Raw genomic sequence first — 18,402 nt, 5'->3', positions numbered from 1 at the left:
CTTTTTCTTAAAAAAATTAAATTTTATTATTGCATCGTGCGGATCGTGTGATCCGACCCAAATGCAATAGTAGATGACCAACAGAACTTTCATCCTGTCCGCCCTCGCGGCCGCCGCGCTGCTGCTCCCGGCCCTGCCGGCCGAAGCCCGCAAAAAACCGGCGCACAAGGCGAAAAGCGAGCAGCCGGCCAAGAGCGATACGACCCGCAAGGATACCAAGAAAGGGTACGCGGAGCTGCTCAAGGGCGCGACGACGGACAAGGGCCTCTTCGACCTACACCGCAAGGGCACCGACCTCTGGTTCGAGATTCCCGATTCGATTCTTGGCCGCGATATTTTGATCGTCAACAAGATTTCGGGCGTCCCCTACCTGCTGAACGACGCCGGTATCAACAAGGGCATGGGCTTCGGGGAGAAGATCGTGCGCTTCCGAAAGGACACCGTTTATAAAAAGGTGTGGGTGGCGACCTACGACCCGCGCATCACCTCGCCCGAGGGCGATGCCATCACCCGGTCCGTCAGGGACAACTACCGCGAGTCGATCATTGAGCAGTTCCCCATCGAAGCATGGGGCAAGGACTCCGCGTCGGTGGTCATCAAGGCCAACAAGGTCTTCGACGGCAGCGAAAAGAGCTTCAACAACGTCTTCAAAGCACTGTCGATGAGCGCATCGGCCCGCAAGGAACTGTCGCGGATCGAATCGGCCCGCTCGTTTCCCGGGAACGTCGTCGTCAAGTCGGCCCTGACGACCGTCCACACCGAGGGCGACGCTTCGGCGCCGCTGACCGTGGAGATCACCTCCAATTTGGTGCTGCTGCCCCGCGAACCGATGCGGCCCCGCTTCGCCGACGACCGCGTGGGCTATTTCACCATCGGGCACCTCTATTTCAACGACCGCCAGCAGAAAGCCGAGGAGCGCGAGCTGGTCAACCGCTGGCGCCTCGAACCCCGTCCCGAGGACGTGGAGCGCTACAAGCGCGGCGAGCTGGTCGAGCCCGCGAAACCCATCGTGCTGTGGATCGACCCCGCCACGCCGCCCGTGTGGGTACCTTACATCAAAAAGGGGATCGTCGAGTGGCAGGAGGCCTTCGAAGAGGCCGGATTCAAGAATGCCATCCAGGCGCGCGAGGTCGACCCCGCGCGCGACACCGATTTCGACGTGGACGACGTACGTTACTCGGTGGTAACATACGCCGCATCGGAGATGGCCAACGCCATGGGCCCCTCGGTGATCGACCCCCGTAGCGGCGAGATCATCGAAGCGGACATCATCTGGTGGCACAACGTGATGAGCGTCCTGCACGCCTGGATCCGGCTCCAAACCGGCGCCGTCGATCCCGCAGCCCGTCACAACGAACTGCCGACGGAGCTGATGGGTAACGCCGTGCGCTTCGTCTCTTCACACGAGCTGGGCCACAGCCTCGGGCTGAAGCACAATTTCGGTTCGTCGTTCGCCGTGCCGGTCGACTCGCTCCGCTCGGTGACCTACACCTCGACACGCGGCACCGCCCCCTCGATCATGGACTACGCCCGTTTCAACTACGTGGCGCAGCCCGAAGACGGCATCGCGCAGCTCACGCCCAAGATCGGCGTCTACGACAAGCACGCCATCCGCTGGGGCTACCGCTGGCTCGATGTCGAAGACCCGCACGAAGAGCTGCCGACGCTCAATGCCTGGCTGCGCGAGCACGAGAACGATCCCGAATATTGGTACGGCGAGCAGTCGGGCGAGGGTATCGACCCCCGGTCGCAGTCGGAGGACCTGGGCGACGACGCCGTGCGGGCGAGCCTCTACGGGCTTGCGAACCTCAAGCGCATCATCCCCCACGTCGCGGACTGGACCGCCGAGGAGGGCAAGTTGCAGTTCGAAGCCGGGCGTTTCCTTTTGTCGATCGTCTTTCAGTGGGCAGCCTATGCCGACCACGTGAAGACCAACGTCGGGGGCTTCTACCTCAACAACGTGGTCTCGGGGCAGGAGCTGGACCGCTACGTCCCGGTGCCGGCCGACCGGCAGCGCAAGAGCGTTGGCTACCTTATCGACCAGGTGTTCATCACCCCGCAATGGCTCTTCGGGGCCGAGGCCTGGGACCGCAGCTACCCCCAGCGTACGTCGCCCGTGGGACAGATGGAGTACTCGCCCTACAATTTCGCCCGCGAACTGCAATACAAGGTCTACTACGATCTGCTGAAAGACGAGCGGCTGCTGCGCATGTACGAGGTCGAAGCCCGGCAGGGGCGCGGCCCGAAGACCTACACCCCCGAGCAGATGCTCGACGACATAACGCGCGCCGTCTTCCTGCGCCACGGGGGCCGGACGCTTTCGATCTGGGAGCGCATGAGCCAGAAGAACTACATCGACGCGCTGATCGTCTCGTCGAACATCACGATGGTCAAGACCACCAAGTTGGGTTCGACGCTCCACGAAAGCAACTGCGTCTGCCGCCTGATGCAGACGGCACCCGAACCGGAGATGGAGCGGCTGCCCCGGCCCGAGGAGCTGGGCGTCCGCACGGTGCGCAACTACACGATGATGCAGCGCGTGAGCGAGACCGCTTCGGTGAAGCGGGCCGAACTGCGCAGGCTGCTGGGCATTGTCCGCGGCCGCCTGGAGAGCGGCGATCAGGCGACCCGGAACCACTATCGGGACCTTGAACTCAGATTGAGGGAAGCATTGAGGATGATTTAAAAAGTTGGGTTTGCAAAGCCGTCTCGCTGAAAAGAGACGGCTTTGCGGCTCCTTGGAGGTCGCCTTCGGAGGTTATGATCTCGAAGAAACCGAGCCGATATGGCTGCAATTTAAAACCGAAAACACAGGAAACACTTATATTTCGACAGGATGAAAAAATTACTCACATTCGCTGTTCTGATCTGTCCGCTGCTGGCCCTGGCCCAGCCGACACGTCAGATTTCGGGCCGGGTGCTCGACCGCGCCGACGGCTCGCCCCTGGTGGGCGCCACGGTGTTCATCGCCCCCGAAGAGACCCAAGCCAAAGACTACAACCCCCAGGGCACGATCGCATACGAGCAGGGACGTTTCGCATTCACGCTGCCCGCAAGCGTGAAAAAGGTGGTCGTGAGCTTCGTCGGCTACGAAACCCAGACGCTCGACATCGCGGGCAAGAGCGAGTTCACCGTCTACCTCTCGACCGTGGACACCAAGATGGACGCCGTGGTGGTGACCGGTTACCAGCGCATCGAAAAGCGCAAGCTGACCTCCTCCATCTCGAGCGTCAAGATGGCCGACATCGCACGCGACGGCGTGGCCAGCGTCGACGAGATGCTCTCGGGTTCGCTCGCCGGCGTGGTCTCGACCCCGACCACGGGCGCGCCGGGCGGTGCCAGCAAGGTCAAGATCCGCAGCACGGCTACCCTGCAAGGCAATACCGACCCGCTGTGGGTGCTCGATGGTATGCCTTTGGAGGGCAACGATATTCCCGCGGACTGGTCGTCGAAACAGAACATCGACCAGCTCTACAACATGTCGATCGCCGGGCTGAACCCGGCCGACATCGAGGACATCACCGTCCTCAAGGACGCCGCCGCGACGGCCATCTACGGTGCCCGGGCCGCCAACGGCGTCATCATCATCACCACCAAGAAAGGGTCGCGCAACCAGGCCACGCGCGTAAATGTCTCGGCGTCGATCTTCGTCACCGACCGCCCCAGCATGGAGAAGCTCAACCTGATGAACGCCTCCGAAAAGGTCGATCTGGAGCTCGGGCTGGCAGCGAACGGCACGCTCGGCTACATGAACTACATGGGCGGCGTGGCCCGCATTCTGGACAAGGCGGGCGAACGCACCGCCCTGCGCGAGGGCGGCTTCCCGGCCCTCACGGCCGAGACGCAGGCTGCGATCAACGCGCTGCGGAGCGACGGAACCGACTGGGGACGCGAGATTTACCGCGTGTCGCTCAACCAGCAGTACAGCCTAAGTCTCTCGGGCGGCGGCAAGAAAGCCTCGTACTACCTCTCGGGCGGCTACTACAACGAGCAGGGAACGACCGTGGGCACGGGCTTCGAGCGCCTGAACCTGACGATGAAGACCGACTACGATCTGTTGAAGAACCTGCGCTTCGGGGCCTCGGTGTTCGTGGGGCAGAACAAAAACTCTTCCTACCTCTCCGATACCGACGTGTACACCAACCCGGCCCGCTACACCCGCACGGTGAACCCCTACATGACCGCCTATAACCCCGACGGATCGTATGCCTACGACCCCGACATGGTCTACGCCCTGGGCAACGAGAGCACGACGCTCGACTACAACATCCTCGAAGAGCGCGCCCGCACGGAGTACACGCTCAAGACGCGCTCGATCAAGACGCTCTTCGACCTGGACTACAAACCCGTCGAGGGGCTGCGTCTCTACACGCAGTTCGGATTGCAGGTGGACAACTCCGCGACCGAGAAGATGGCCGAGGAGAACTCCTATTTTACGCGCAAATACGCCATGGACTCGCGCGTAAACGGGGTTCCCCAGCTGCCCCAGGGCGGTGTGATCCAGAACTGGAACAGCGATCTCTCGCAGTACAACTGGAAAGCGCAGGCCGAGTATTCGGGCACGTTTGCCCAGCGGCACGAGGTGGACGTGATGGCCGGTCTGGAGATGCGCGGGGTGACCAACACCTCGGTCCACACCAAAGGGTTCGGCTACGACAGCAAGACCATGACCACCAAGCCCCTCGACCTGCCGGACGGCAGCCCCCTGGTCGATCATCCCAAGTTCAAGCAGTACCAGAAATCGTTCTACGAGAACCGCTACCTCTCCTATTTCTTCACGGCCTCGTACACCTACGCCAACCGCTACACCCTTTTCGGGTCGATGCGCTACGACGGTACCAACCTTTTCGGCGTGGACCCCAAGTACAAGTTCAACCCCATGTGGTCGATCTCCGGCGCGTGGAACATCAACCGCGAGCAGTTCCTGCAGAACGCCAAGTGGCTCGACAACCTGCGTCTGAGGGCCTCGTACGGCGCACAGGGCAACATCGACCGCACGACCTCGCCCTACATCCTCGGCACATGGGGCAACGCCACCATCGGCGGGGTGAACGAGGACCGCATCACCGTCTCGTCGCCGCCCAACCAGAACCTGCGGTGGGAGACGACCTATTCGTGGAACACGGCGCTCGATTTCTCGGCCCTCGACAACCGGCTGGGCTTCACGTTCGAGGTCTACGGCCGGCGCAGCGAGAACCTCATCACCCTGCGCACGATCCCCTCGGAGAACGGCTACACCAAGACCTCGACCAACTACGGCGAGATTTCGAGCCGCGGTATCGAGTTCACGCTCAATACGGTGAACGTCCGCACGCCCAGTTTCCGCTGGGAGACGCAGTTCAACCTCGCCCGCAACACCGACCGCGTGGAGAAAGTCCGCATCGACGACGACAGCTACGTGCCCTCGCTGCAAGGCTATTCGTCGAGCGCCGTATTCGCCATCCGCACCGCCGGGCTGGACGAGCGGGGCATCCCGATGTTCTGGCAGGACGGCCGGAAAGTCTCGCTCGAACAGTTTGTGGGGTTCCGGCTCGAAACGACCGACTACGGATATTACACCGAAACTCTTCCGGCGATGAACATATCCTACAAGGACGTGCGCGACCGGCTGACGTACATCGGCTCGCGCAACCCCGATCTGACGGGCGGTTTCAACAACCGGTTCTATTTCAAGAATTTCGACCTGTCGATCTCGACCAATTTCGTCGTCAACCAGCTCATGACCCGCACGCCGTTCTACGACCCGATCGCCGTCAATCCCGGCCAGAACTACACCACCGAGATGCGGCAGGTGTGGTCGCCCGACAACCCGTCGGGCATCTACCCCGCCATTGTGGGCAACCTGCGGCCGGACGGTTCGAGCTACCAGGGGGAGTGGGACGAAAACCCCGATCCGTACCGCGTCATGTACTACATTCTGAACGGCTATCCCAACTCGGGCGGGGCCTCGTTCTGGAACAGCCTCGACATCTGGAACAAGAAAGTGAGCTACCTGCGCGTGAACAGCATCCGACTGGGTTACTCGTTCCCCGAAAAGATCGCCCGCAAGCTCCGCATGGCCGGGCTGAGGGTCCATTTCGAAGCCCGCAACCCGTTTGTGATCGCCTCGAACTACGACGGCTATTTCGATCCCGAGAGCTACGGCAACATCTATGCGCAGCCCATTTCGCGCAGCTACTCGTTCGGTCTGAACATCATCTTCTAAACCCGCACCGATCATGAAAAAGACACTCTATATCCTTTGCGCCGCACTGGGCCTCGGCTCGTGCAACTACCTCGAAATCGACCCCGTCGGGCAGGTCATTCCCCACAAGACCTCCGAATTCCGGGCCCTGATGACCGAGGGCTACGCCAAGTTTCCCTATTTCGACTCGAAAGCCTACCTGTGCCTGCTTTCGGACGAGGTGGGCAATTTCTACGAGGCCAACATCTACGGCAACGACGGCGCCCCGCTGGTCTACAACTTCACGTGGCAGTACGGCCGGCAGATGCGCGAATTCCCCTATCAGCAATATTACAGCGCCATTTTCCAGGCCAATGCCGTGCTGGAGAACCTGCCCGGCGCCGAAGAGGACACGCCGACCGAATCGAAGAATCAGATCATGGCCGAAGCCTACACGCTCCGGGCATTCAGCTTTTTCGACCTGGTAAACCTTTACGGCGCGCCCTACGACCCAGCCACGGCCGCCACGGACCGCACCGTACCGCTGGCCACCTACATCGACATCGAACAGCGCTACCCCACCTCGACCGTCGCGGCCGTGTACAAGCAGATTTTAGACGACATCGCCGCCGCCGAAGCGTGCATGGAGGTCGAGAAACAGGCGACCGACTACAACTACCGCTTCTCGAAGAACGCGCTGGCGGCTTTCAAGGCGCGCGTGATGCTCTACATGGGCGCGTGGCAGGAGGCCTACGACCTGGCCACGTCGCTGCTTCCGGCTTACGAACTGGTCGACCTGAATGCGATGGGCGAGGAGAGCCCGCTGCCGTGGGCGACCGCCTCGCCGGAGATCATTCTGGGGCTGGAGCGTCCGTTCTACGGCGCGCAGCGCGACCTGATCGGCGCCTGCATCATCTCGGACGGGATGCTCGCCCTGCTCGACGAGACGACCGACAACCGCAGCGCCTACCTGACGATGCTCGACGACGGAGACTGGATCATGGGCCCCACCGACCTGGGGCTGGGCGTGGCTCGTGACACCAAATCGCGCGTCTCGATCCGCGTGGCCGAGATGTATCTGATCGCCGCCGAAGCCGGAGCGCACCTGCCGGCTGAGCTGGCGAAAGCCAAAGAGCACCTGCTGGCCTTGCAGTCCAGGCGATTCAAGTCCGAAGCGATGGATGCGCAGCGCGCGAGGATCGGGGCGATGGATGCCGAGGCCCTGTTGCAGGAGGTGGCCGACGAGCGTGCCCGCGAGCTCTTGATGGAGGGCCACCGCTGGTTCGACCTGCGGCGCACCACCCGGCCGGCCATTACCAAAATGCACGACGGCAGCCCGGTCGAACTGCGTGCAAACGACTCGCGCTACACGCTGCCGTTCCCGCAGTCGGCCATCGACGCCAACCCCGATCTGAGCTGAAATCCCGGATCGAAAACGGCTCGATCTTGCCGTTCGATGCTTGAAAAACAGTCCGGTTTTTGCACCGGACTGTTTTTTTTGTAATTTTACGGACCATGAGAGCCATCATCATCGAGGACGAACCCCTCTCCGCGGCCGAGCTGCGCACGGCCCTCGGGGAGGTGGCGCCGCAGATCGAGGTCGTCGCCACGGCCCGCTCGGTCGCCGAGGCGGCCGTGGTGATCGGCAGCGTGCCGCACGATTTGATCTTCATGGACATCCACCTGGAGGACGGCAGCGGCTTCGATCTCTTCGACCGGGCTGAAATCGAAGTGCCCGTGATCTTCATCACGGCCTACGACACGTATGCGCTCAAAGCGTTCGAAAATAAAGGAATCGACTACCTCTTGAAACCATTCGGGCGCGAGGACCTGCGCCGGGCAATCGCCAAACTGGGACTGCTGGCGGGGGGGGGTCCGGCTGACGCCGTACCGACGGCGCCGAGTTATCAGGAGCGGTTCCTGGTTCACGTGGGCGCCCGGATGCGCTCGGTCACCGTCCCCGAGATCGCCTATTTCATGGCCGAGGGCAAGTACCTCCACCTCATTACGCGCGACGGCAAAGATTATCTCCTGGACCGCACGCTCACGGACGTGGGCGAGAAACTCTCGCCGGGCCTCTTTTTCCGCATCAACCGACGGCTGATCGTCTCGTTCGAGGCGATCCGCGAAATGATCCGCTACTCGGGCAGCCGCATCAAGGTGGTGCTCGAACCGCCGCTGCCCGAGGGAGAGGAGGCGTTCGTCAGTACGGACCGCGTGCAGGCGTTCCGGCAGTGGCTCAACCGGTGAGGAGAGGAACGAAAAAGCGCACCCGGCGGATGCGCTTTCCCGGATTCGAATTGCAATTCGTCAGCCGAGCAGCTGGCGCAGCAGCATGAGCGCTCCCGGCAGGTTGATGAGCGCATGCGCGCCCACGGCCCACCAGAATCCCAGATTCACGCGCAGGTAAACGAGCACGCAACCCGAGAGAGCCAGCATCAGGACCATGATCAGCGCCATCGGCAGCAGAGTCCAGGTAAGCCCCGGCATGGCGAACAGATGCACCGCACCGAACAGGATGGCAGAAACCCACATCGTCGGTCGCAGCCACCGCTCCCGGCGGGCCATCCAGAAATGATCGGTGGTCAGACACCACAGGGCAAGGGCCACGACGACTCCCGGCAGCACGCCCCACCACATGGATTGCCCCGCGCCCGCCAGACGGAGCAGATGCACGGCGAAAAAAGCGGTCAGCGCCCCCGATCCGATCGCTGCATGGGAACGGCGGAACGACAGCCCCAGCCGGAATGCGCACTCCTCGAACAAGGGTGCGGCGAGCAGCAGCTGCGGCAGGGCCCACCATCCCAGGGCAGCCATTTCGTCCGGCGTTCCCATGAACTGCAACCGGTTCATGGCGTCGATGCCCCAGCCCAACTTGTATATCGCCATCGCAATGCCGGCCAGCAGCCCCGTGACAACCCGCGTCACCAGGAAAAAAGCCAGTGCATAGAGCAGGATGCGGCCCACGCTTCGGGTGCGCCGTTCGTCGATGCGGTTCAAAATGAAAGGTTCCATCATCAAGTGAGTTTCGCGTGCAACAAAAGCCGCGAGGCAAGCGAATAAACAACTCTTGCATCGCGGCTGAATTCGGTTCGTTCCCAAAAATCAGAAAGGCAGGTCGTCGGGATCGTCGGCCGGGATCGAGGGGGCTGGCGAAGCAGCCGGAGCCGCGGGCTGCGGGGCGGGACGCTGGTAACCGCCCGCGGGCGACGACTGCCCGTATCCCTGAGCCGACTGTCCGTAGGCCGGAGCGCTGCCCTCGGCCGAGGCGGGGTTGTCGCTGCGGCGGCCCAGGAGGTTCATCACATCGGCCAGAATCTCGGTCGTGTAGCGTTTGTTGTTGTCCTTGTCCATCCACTCGCGGGTGCGCAGGCGCCCCTCGACGTAGATCTGCGTGCCCTTGCGGACATAACGGTCCACCACATCGGCCAGACCGCGCCACAAGGTGATCGTGTGCCACTCGGTGTGCTCCTTGGTTTCGTTGGCCTGGCGGTCGAACAGCCGTTCGGTGGTGGCCAAGCGGACGCGGGCGACTTTCGCACCGCCTTCGAGCGTGCGGACCTCGGGATCGATGCCCACGTTGCCGATCAATATTACTTTATTTACCATAATTACAGCGATTTAATCATTCGTTTGAACAGCAGTTCCATGCGCACCCCGGCTTTTCGGCCCTGCCGCTGCACGTCCTCGTGGTCGCCCGCCTCGTCCGACAGGCCGCAGTTGGTGATGACCGAGACGCCGAAGACCGGAATCGACATGTGGCGCGCCACGATCACCTCGGGAACGGTCGACATGCCCGCGGCGTCGCCGCCGATGGCCTTGAAATAGCGGTACTCGGCTTGCGTCTCGAACGTGGGGCCCGTGCCGCCGACGTAGACGCCGTACTGGAGTTTGATTCCCTCCTCTTCGGCGATCTCCGTGGCGCGGGCGATAAGCTCCCGGTCGTAGCAGTTGTGCATGTCGGGGAAGCGGGGGCCCAGTTCGGAGAGGTTGGGGCCGATCAGCGGGTTGGGCATGAGGTTGATGTGGTCGGTGATGACCATCAGGTCGCCCACGCGGAACGAGGTATTGATACCGCCCGAGGCGTTCGAGACGAAGAGGTAGCCGATGCCTAACTGTTGCATCACGCGCACGGGGAATGTCACCTGCTGCATCGTATATCCCTCGTAATAGTGGAAGCGGCCCTGCATGGCCACTACCCGGCGCCCCTTGACGCGGCCGAAGATCATGCGGCCCTTGTGCCCCTCGACCGTCGAGACGGGGAAGTCGGGGATTTCGTGGTAGTCGAGCGTGTAGTTCGCTTCGATGCGGTCGCCGAAGCCGCCCAGGCCCGTGCCCAGGATGATGCCCACCTCAGGCCGGAAATCCCCGGTCCGGGCCCTGATAAACTCCGCGGTTTGCTTAATTTCCTCTAACATCTTGTTCCAGTTTTTGCAGAAAATCCGTCGCCGAATCCTCTATGAATGAAATATTGATCGGTTGATAGTACAGGCTGCGGCGGATCTCTTCGGGAATCCGCTCCCGGCGCGTCATCTTCACGGCGTCCTTTTCGGTGGTGACGATCGCCGCCCCCGGATGCTTGGCCAAGAGGGCCCGGAGCGCATGCATGTCACGGACCTTGTAGACGTGATGGTCGTCGAGGGTCATCTCGGCCACCACCTCGTAGCGCGCATGGAGCGAGTCGAGGAACGGCCGCGGATTGCCGATGCCCGAGAGCGCGATCACCTGCCGGCCCTGACCGAGCGGCTCCGGCGGCGCCTCATCCGCAAAGAGCGGCTGGGGCATGAAACTCTCGAAGCGGGTGAAATAGACCCGCTGGTAGGCGACCTGGATCAGCACCTTGCGCAGGATGCGCCGGTCGATGGGGGCCATCTTCTCGGGGCATTTGGTCACCACGAAATAGTGGGCGCGGTGCAGCTCCTCGGGCACGTCGCGCAGCGAACCCACCGGCAGCATCCGGTCGTGCTGGATGGGGCGCGTGGCGTCGATCATCACCACGTTGATCTTGGGTTCGACGTAGCGGTGCTGAAAGCCGTCGTCCAGCACGACGAGGTCGACCTCGGGGTGCTCGGCCCGGATGCGGCGAATGCCCTCGGCGCGCTTCTCGCACACGGCGACCACCGTATCGGGGAATTTGAACTTGATCTGCAACGGTTCGTCGCCCACGTCGCGGTAGTGCGAATCGGCCTGCACCTCGCGGTAGCCCTTGGTTCGGCGGCCGTAACCGCGCGAGAGGAGCGCCACGTTGTGCATCTGCGACATGTAGCCCACGATCATCTCGGCCATAGGGGTCTTGCCCGTACCGCCGACAGTGATGTTGCCGATGCAGACGATCGGAATGTCGAACCGCTCGCTCTTGAGGATACCCCAGTCGAAGAGGCGGTGACGGAACACCACCCCTGCTTTATACAGGAAAGCCGCGGGCGCGAGCAGGCATCTGAACATGTTCTACTTTTCTTTCGGTCAGTATACGGGACTTTCAAAGATAACAATAATTCCCGGTTCGGCAAAACATTAGGAAGCAAATCTCGGGCCCGGGTCACAAACGGGGAGGAAATCGGCGGTTTTTTGCGATTTTTTGCTAACTTTGTCCGCATCTATGAAAAGCCTGAAATTCTACCTGGCCGCCCTCGTGCTCGTGGCGGCGGGTGCCTGTCGCACGACCACGCAGCAGGCAGCGTCCGAAATCGAGGAGCCGCCGCGCAACCTTATCTACGGTATCGATGCCGACGAGTACCGCACCCAAACGGGCGAGGTGGGCCCGGGCCAGACGCTCGGTGGCATTCTCGCGGGGTATGGGGTAACGGCCCTGCAAGTGGACCGGCTGGACCGCGCCGCCAAAGACATTTTTCCGCTGCGCAACATCCGCGCGGGGCACAAATACACCGCTTTCATCCACGAAGACTCGCTCTATGCGCCGCACCTGGACTACCTGGTCTACGAGCGCAGCGCCACCCAGTACGTGACTTTCGGATTCCACGACGATTCGGTGAGCGTCTCCACGGGCGAAAAGGAGTTTACCCTGCGCCGCACGAAAAAGAGCGCCGTGATCAACTCCTCGCTCTGGGGCGCCATCATGGAGCAGAAGCTCCCCTACGCGCTGGCCTCGGAGATGGAGGATATTTACCAGTGGACGGTCGATTTCTTCGGTATCCAGAAAGGCGACGCTTTCACGGTCATCTACGACGAGCGTTTCATCGACGACACGATCCCGGCCGGGATCGGCCGCGTTTGGGGCGCCCGGTTCACGCAGGGCGGTAAGGAGTACTATGCCATTCCGTTCCGTCAGGGCGGCAAGATCCAGTACTGGGAAGCCGACGGCGGCAGCCTCCGAAAGCAGCTGCTCAAGGCGCCGCTCAAATTCACGCGCATCAGTTCGAAATTCACCTACGCCCGCAAGCACCCCATCTACAAGGTCTACCGCCCGCATACGGGGGTCGATTACGCCGCACCGAAAGGCACGCCCGTACATGCGGTGGCCGACGGCGTGGTGACGTTCAAGGGCTGGGGCGGCGGTGGAGGCAACACACTCAAGATCAAGCATCCGGGTAATCTTATGACCGGGTATCTCCACCTGAGCGGCTTCGCCCGGGGCATCTCCAAGGGCTCGCACGTCTCACAGGGGCAGTTGATCGGCTACGTCGGTTCGACAGGCGCTTCGACGGGGCCGCACCTGGACTACCGCATCTGGAAGAACGGGACGCCCATCGACCCGCTGAAAGTGCCGCAGAAGCCCTCGGAACCGATCTCCGAAGAGAACCGCGCCCTGTTCGAATTCGTCCGCGACCGCATCTCGGCCGAGTTGAACGGCGACCTGGCCGAGGAGCTGCGCATCACCCAACTCGATTCGCTGGAACTTCCCGCATCGCCTGCGGCGACGGAACTGGCCGCAAACTAAAGACGCGACATGGAACGCATGGCAGTCATCATCGTGGCCGGAGGCGGCGGACAGCGCATGGGCGGCGGCATCCCCAAGCAGTTCCGGCTGCTGGGAGGCGTGCCGGTGCTGGCGCGCACGATCGCCAATTTCGCCGCGGCCCTGCCGGGGGCGCAGCTCGTCGTGGCGCTGCCCGCGGAGCACATCGCTTTCTGGCGCAACCTCGCGGCGCGTTTCGACGTGGCCGGACACACCATCGTAACGGGCGGCAGCGCGCGGTTCCACTCGGTCCGCAATGCGCTGGCGGCGATCGATCCCGCGGCCGAGTTGATCGCCGTGCAGGACGGCGTGCGGCCGCTCGGCTCGGCGGAGCTGATCCGCCGCGTGGCGGCCGCGGCAGCCGAACACGGCGCGGCGATTCCGGTCGTCGAGGTGGTCGATTCGCTGCGCGAAATCGACGGCACGACCTCCCGGGCCGTGGACCGCAGCCGCCTGCGCGCGGTGCAGACCCCGCAGGTGTTTCGCGCCGAGGTGCTGCGACGGGCTTACGAAGCGGCATACTGTACCGAATTCACCGACGACGCCTCGGTGGTGGAGCGGAGCGGCACGACCGTTTTCCTGTGCGAGGGCGAACGGCAAAATCTCAAGATCACCACCCCCGAGGACCTGCTTGTCGCAGAAGCCCTCCTCGCGGCCCGCGAAAACGGCGGGGAGGACGACGGCACCGAACACCGTTCGGCCGCAGCCCAAGCCGCTGCGGAAGCCGCCGGAGCCGATGCGACAGCCGATGCAGCAGGTTCGGCCGAAGATAGCGATACGCCCTCAGGCGCGGGCAGCTGGCGATAAATCCCCTGCCAATGGAGAGTACCTATAAATACCGTTTCGACCGCCACACGATCTACTGGTCGCTGGTCTACCTGGTGGTCTTCGTGCTGCTGGGCGTCGTGCTCTTCTACCTTTACGAGGGCGGCTACCTCTCGGCGTGGTTCACCTCGTTCATCGTGGCGCTCGTCGCACTGATGGCCCTCTCGATCCCGCGACGGATCGTGGTGACGGACGAAAAGGTCGAGGTGCGCTGCCTGCTGGACATCACCGAAATCCGCCGCGACGAGATCGCCTCGGTGCGGCGCGTCGACACGGGACGCATCAAGTGGTTCTTTCCGCTCTTCGGCGGTTGCGGCTTCTTCGGATACTACGGCCACTTCATCGACCTGAGGCGGCTGGAGCGCGTCAGGGTCTACGCCTCGGAGTGGAAGAATTTCGTCGAGATCGTGGACATTTACGAGGAGCGGCTCTACGTCTCGTGCCGCGAGGCCGACCGCCTGGTGGCCGAGCTGACCCCGCCCGGCGGCAACCGCGACCCGGAAGAGGAAGAGGAGGCATAAGCGGCCGGGAGCGAAAATTCCGGCAGCGGAATTGCATTACAGAGAAACGTTCACCTAATAAAACAGTAGAAAGATGAAAAAGTACCGTTGCACCGTATGCGACTGGATCTACGATCCGGCCATCGGCGACCCGGACGGCGGCATCGCCCCGGGCACCCCGTTCGAAGAGATTCCCGAAGATTGGGTCTGCCCTGTCTGCGGAGTGGGCAAAGACGAGTTCGAGGAGGTCCAGGAGTAAGGGACCCGCAAGCTGCCAAAACAGACGAGGCGCACCTGCATGGTGCGCCTCGCTGCATTTCACAGGCCCACGGCTCAGTTGATGTTCGGCAGGTAGGAGTAGTTCTTCGAGTAATTCATCATCTGCTCCTTGTAGTCGGCCGGATAGGAGATCTTCACGTCGACGATCTTGCCGTCCTTTTCGACCAGTTCGTATTCGGGGTTCACGAAACCGCCGTAAGGCTCGATTCCCAATGCATAGTAGCGCTCGCGGACCTCGGCATGCAGCGCGGGGTCGACCCGAACGGCATACCGCTCGACCAGCTCGCGGCCCGCCTCATAGTCGCCCTCGGACTTGATGCGCTGCACCTCGCGGAGCATCTGGCCGAACAACTCGCGCAATTTTTCGAAATCGTTGACCACCACGTACGTTTTGCCGTTCTCGGTCACCCATTCGATCACCTTGTCGGCCTTGCCGCGCTCGTAGCACCACTCCGAGATCAGCTTGCGGTTGCGCATGTGCGACTCCTCGACGTTCTTGCCCGGTTCGATGCGGGCCAGCTGGGTCATCAGGCCGTTGAGAATGTACTTGGCATAGCCGGCCCACGCCACGTCGAGCGAGGGGATCAACCCCAGTTCGACCAGTTTCTCATCGCCCAGGTAGTAGAGCCCGAACAGGTCGGCGCGGGTCTCTTCGAGCGTCGAAGAGTAGCTCTTCAGTTCGCCGCCCCGAACACCCGGCGCCAGCTGGCCCGAACCGTGGCCCAGGCACTCGTGCAGGTCGGTGTGCAGGTCGTCTGCCAGCTTGCCGTACTTGTCCATGCGCTCGCGGTCCTCGGCGCGCAGCACGAACTCCTCGTTGAAGCCATTGCCGTGGGCGGCCATGTCGTAGGCGTAGGTGATGTTGTCGATGGTCACCGACTTGGAGCCGTACTCCTTGCGGATCCAGTCGGCATTGGGGAGGTTGATGCCGATGGGCGTGGCCGGGTAGCAGTCGCCGCCGAGCATGGCCACGGTGATGACCTTGGCCGAGACGCCCCTCACGACGGGTTTGCGGAAAGCCGGATCGACGGGCGAGTGGTCCTCGAACCACTGGGCGTTTTCGGAAATGACCTCCGTGCGGTGGCACGCCTCGGTGTCCATGAAATTGACGTTGGCCTCCCACGACGCCTTGCGTCCCAGCGGATCGCCGTAATCCTCGATGAAGCCGTTGACGAAATCGACGTGCGAGACGGTGTCCTGCACCCAGGCGATGTTGTAGGCGTCGAACTGACTGAGGTCGCCCGTGCGGTAGTAGCCGATGAGTTTCGAGAGGGTCGATTTCTGCGGCTCGGCGGCTACGCCTTGCGCCTTTTCGAGCCAGTAGACGATCCGCTCGATGGCCGGGGAGTACATGCCGCCCACTTTCCAGACGCGCTCCGCGACCACGCCGTTCTCCTTGACGAGTTTCGAGTTCAGCCCGTAGGAGACCGGGCGGGGATTGCCCGCATCGGCGGCGGCCATGCCGGCATAGAAGCTCTCGACCTCGGCCTGCGTGACGCCCTCGTAGTAGTTGTTCGACGAGGTGGCGATCAGGTCGTCGCCCGCGCGCTGGTTGAGCCGTGTTTTATAGAGGTTCTGATCGAAGATGGCCCGGCAGACCTCGCCGCGCAGGGTGTTGAGCTCGCCGAATTTTTCTTCGGGGATGGTTTCGATCGCTGTCAGCAGATACTCCTCCGAGAACTCGGGCGTGAACTTGTCGTTGGAGTAATGGTGGTGGATGCCGTTGGCGAACCACACTTTCTTGAGGTATTTCTCCAGCGCTTTCCACTCATCGGTCGTACGGTCGCCCGCATAGTTTTCGTAGACGGTCTCCAGCGTGCGGCGCACGGCCAGATTGTACTTGAAATTCTGGTCGAAGAGGATGTCGCGGCCGCATTTGGCCGCTTCCGAGAGGTAATAGACCAGTTCTTTCTGTTCCAGGGGGAGTTTCTCGAATCCGGGAACCTCGTAGCGGATGACCTTGATGTCGTCGAAACGGTCGACGATCCAGGGAGCATCTGCTTCGGGGGCGTGGCAGCACGATGCCAGCGAGAAAAGCGATAAAGACATAAATGCGAATTTAACCATGTCGTTCGGGGGTTTAGTTTATTCGCAAAGATAGTGCAAGTCGAGAGCAAAAGCAAGCCTGCTTGCAATTTCCCGCAGCGCAATCCGGCAAGAGGACGATCTAAGATAGCGGAAACCGGGCGAAAAACGGTCTGACCGGGTTTGAATTTTAATTTTTAATTTTTCATTCTTGATTATTGTTTCTACCTTTGCCCCGCCAAGGAAAGCGATCGAAAAGAGATGAAAGTTTATACAAGCGTCAAGGAGTTGCGAGCCGCGCTGGAGGGTGTGGACGAGGCCGGGATCGGATTCGTGCCCACGATGGGTGCGCTGCATGCGGGGCACCGTTCGCTCGTCGAGCGAGCCCGCCGCGAGATGCCGACGGTCGTGGTGAGCGTCTTCGTCAATCCCACCCAGTTCAACGACAAGAACGACCTGAGGCACTACCCCCGCACGCCCGAAGCCGACGCACGCCTCTTGGAAGAGGCCGGAGCGGACTACGTGCTGATGCCGTCGGTCGAGGAGATATACCCGGAAGAAGATACCCGGCAGTTCGATTTCGGAATGATCGACAAGGTGATGGAGGGCGCCACGCGCCCCGGCCATTTCAACGGTGTGGCGCAGGTCGTCAGCCGCCTGTTCGACATCGTCCGGCCGGCCCGCGCCTATTTCGGCGAAAAGGATTTTCAGCAGATCGCCGTTATCCGCGAGATGGTCGGCCAACTGCAACTCCCCATCGAAATCGTCGCATGCGAAATCGTCCGCGGCGAGGACGGGCTGGCCCTCTCGTCGCGCAACACGCTGCTGGACGAAGCGCACCGCGCCGCCGCGCCGCACATCTACGCCACGCTCAAAGCAGCCGTCCTGGAGTCGCAGCGCCTCTCTCCCCGGGAGCTCGAGGCCTGGGTCAAGGCCGAGGTGGAGCGCAACCCGCTGCTCCGCGTGATCTACTACCAGTCGGTCGACGCACTTTCGATGCAGCAGGTCGCCGCATGGAGCGACTCGGAGCACGTTCAGGGCTGCATTGCGGTACAGGCCGGCGACATTCGTTTAATCGATAATATCCGTATCAGATGAAATTCCAGATTGAGGTCATCAAGTCGAAGATCCACCGCGTCACCGTCACGCAGGCCGATCTGAACTATGTCGGAAGCATCACCATCGATGAGGCGCTGCTCGAAGCCGCCAACATCATCGAGGGCGAGAAGGTGCAGATCATGGATATAAACAACGGCGAACGTTTCGAAACCTATGTCATTTGCGGCGAGCGCGGCAGCGGCTCGATCTGTCTGAACGGCGCGGCGGCCCGCAAGGTCCAGGTGGGCGACGTGGTCATCATCGCCTCCTATGCCCTCATGGATTTCGAGGATGCCAAACAGTTCCGCCCGTGGATCGTCTTTCCCGACACGGCGACCAACAAACTCATCGGATAGCAGGGAGGCTGCTCGCTGCGCAAAAAGTCCGGACTGCCGAAGCGATGCGCACCGGGAAAAGTCAAAGCCCGGTTCTGGTATCGACGCGAGGCTTATCCCGACATCTCCCCGGCAGGTTCGGGAAATCGAGCCGCCCGAAAAGATGGAAAATCTCCCTTGCAGGAGATTTTTTCGTATATTTGCCCAACCGGAAACCGGGCCTGGACCGACGCCCGCGGCAGAGAGGCTCTCCGCGTGCTT

The 18,402-nt window shown here is 62.0% G+C and carries 15 protein-coding genes; 10 read left to right on the top strand and 5 right to left on the bottom strand.

All coding sequences use genetic code 11. The features are described 5' to 3' along the window. The first annotated feature begins 73 nt into the window (after positions 1 to 73). The 4 genes from ACMQ11_RS01110 (at position 74) to ACMQ11_RS01095 (ending at position 8,413) form a co-directional block, all read left to right on the top strand. Positions 74 to 2,686 (top strand): zinc-dependent metalloprotease, encoded by a 2,613-nt coding sequence (locus ACMQ11_RS01110; protein ID WP_418990815.1) that lies wholly within the window; start codon positions 74 to 76, stop codon positions 2,684 to 2,686. 150 nt (positions 2,687 to 2,836) lie between these two features. Further along, the gene (locus tag ACMQ11_RS01105) at positions 2,837 to 6,205 is read left to right on the top strand and encodes a SusC/RagA family TonB-linked outer membrane protein (protein WP_418990814.1); all 3,369 of its coding nucleotides are present in this window, start codon (positions 2,837 to 2,839) and stop codon (positions 6,203 to 6,205) included. A 13-nt stretch (positions 6,206 to 6,218) separates the two neighbouring features. After that, positions 6,219 to 7,583, top strand: coding sequence for a RagB/SusD family nutrient uptake outer membrane protein (locus ACMQ11_RS01100; RefSeq protein WP_418990813.1), 1,365 nt, complete (start codon positions 6,219 to 6,221; stop codon positions 7,581 to 7,583). A gap of 95 nt (positions 7,584 to 7,678) precedes the next feature. Further along, positions 7,679 to 8,413 carry a LytR/AlgR family response regulator transcription factor gene (locus tag ACMQ11_RS01095; RefSeq protein WP_418990812.1) on the top strand — a complete coding sequence of 245 codons (735 nt, stop codon included), beginning with the start codon at positions 7,679 to 7,681 and terminating at the stop codon, positions 8,411 to 8,413. 60 nt (positions 8,414 to 8,473) lie between these two features. On the opposite strand, the gene ACMQ11_RS01090 is transcribed toward ACMQ11_RS01095, so the two are convergent. The 4 genes from ACMQ11_RS01090 to lpxK form a co-directional block, all read right to left on the bottom strand. Next, positions 8,474 to 9,178, bottom strand: coding sequence for a type II CAAX prenyl endopeptidase Rce1 family protein (locus ACMQ11_RS01090; RefSeq protein ID WP_418990811.1), 705 nt, complete (start codon positions 9,176 to 9,178; stop codon positions 8,474 to 8,476). A gap of 90 nt (positions 9,179 to 9,268) precedes the next feature. Continuing rightward, positions 9,269 to 9,772, bottom strand: coding sequence for a single-stranded DNA-binding protein (locus ACMQ11_RS01085; protein WP_418990810.1), 504 nt, complete (start codon positions 9,770 to 9,772; stop codon positions 9,269 to 9,271). Positions 9,773 to 9,774: 2 nt separating this feature from the next. Further along, positions 9,775 to 10,581 (bottom strand): purine-nucleoside phosphorylase, encoded by an 807-nt coding sequence (locus ACMQ11_RS01080; protein ID WP_418990809.1) that lies wholly within the window; start codon positions 10,579 to 10,581, stop codon positions 9,775 to 9,777. Further along, on the bottom strand, positions 10,565 to 11,608 hold the full coding sequence (gene lpxK, locus ACMQ11_RS01075) for a tetraacyldisaccharide 4'-kinase (protein ID WP_418990808.1): 1,044 nt from the start codon (positions 11,606 to 11,608) through the stop codon (positions 10,565 to 10,567). Before lpxK ends, ACMQ11_RS01080 begins: the two co-directional genes overlap by 17 nt. Before the next feature lie 154 nt (positions 11,609 to 11,762). Between lpxK and ACMQ11_RS01070 the strand changes: the two genes are divergently transcribed. The 4 genes from ACMQ11_RS01070 to rd all read left to right on the top strand — a co-directional run bounded on the left by ACMQ11_RS01070 (position 11,763) and on the right by rd (position 14,663). Next, on the top strand, positions 11,763 to 13,061 hold the full coding sequence (locus ACMQ11_RS01070; RefSeq protein WP_418990807.1) for a M23 family metallopeptidase: 1,299 nt from the start codon (positions 11,763 to 11,765) through the stop codon (positions 13,059 to 13,061). A gap of 9 nt (positions 13,062 to 13,070) precedes the next feature. Beyond that, entirely contained in the window at positions 13,071 to 13,886 is an 816-nt protein-coding gene (locus ACMQ11_RS01065; protein ID WP_418990806.1) for a 2-C-methyl-D-erythritol 4-phosphate cytidylyltransferase, read from the top strand. A gap of 11 nt (positions 13,887 to 13,897) precedes the next feature. Next, positions 13,898 to 14,425 (top strand): PH domain-containing protein, encoded by a 528-nt coding sequence (locus ACMQ11_RS01060; RefSeq protein WP_418990805.1) that lies wholly within the window; start codon positions 13,898 to 13,900, stop codon positions 14,423 to 14,425. A gap of 73 nt (positions 14,426 to 14,498) precedes the next feature. Then, positions 14,499 to 14,663, top strand: a complete 165-nt coding sequence (rd, locus tag ACMQ11_RS01055; RefSeq protein WP_418990804.1) for a rubredoxin — start codon at positions 14,499 to 14,501, stop codon at positions 14,661 to 14,663. A gap of 74 nt (positions 14,664 to 14,737) precedes the next feature. On the opposite strand, the gene ACMQ11_RS01050 is transcribed toward rd, so the two are convergent. Continuing rightward, positions 14,738 to 16,732 (bottom strand): dipeptidyl-peptidase 3 family protein, encoded by a 1,995-nt coding sequence (locus tag ACMQ11_RS01050; protein ID WP_418990803.1) that lies wholly within the window; start codon positions 16,730 to 16,732, stop codon positions 14,738 to 14,740. Between the two features lie 237 nt (positions 16,733 to 16,969). On the opposite strand from ACMQ11_RS01050, the gene panC reads away from it, so the two are divergent. After that, positions 16,970 to 17,806: a pantoate--beta-alanine ligase gene (gene panC, locus ACMQ11_RS01045; RefSeq protein ID WP_418990802.1), complete on the top strand. Its 837-nt coding sequence runs from the start codon at positions 16,970 to 16,972 to the stop codon at positions 17,804 to 17,806. Beyond that, positions 17,803 to 18,162, top strand: a complete 360-nt coding sequence (gene panD / locus ACMQ11_RS01040) for an aspartate 1-decarboxylase (RefSeq protein ID WP_418990801.1) — start codon at positions 17,803 to 17,805, stop codon at positions 18,160 to 18,162. The genes panC and panD overlap by 4 nt, the downstream gene beginning before the upstream one ends. The last annotated feature ends 240 nt before the right edge of the window (positions 18,163 to 18,402 follow it).

It is taken from the genome of Alistipes sp., from assembly GCF_048465575.1.
GTDB lineage: Bacteria > Bacteroidota > Bacteroidia > Bacteroidales > Rikenellaceae > Alistipes.
The sequence above is the reverse complement of the archived record's forward strand: the minus strand, read 5'-3'. Positions and strand labels throughout refer to the sequence as shown.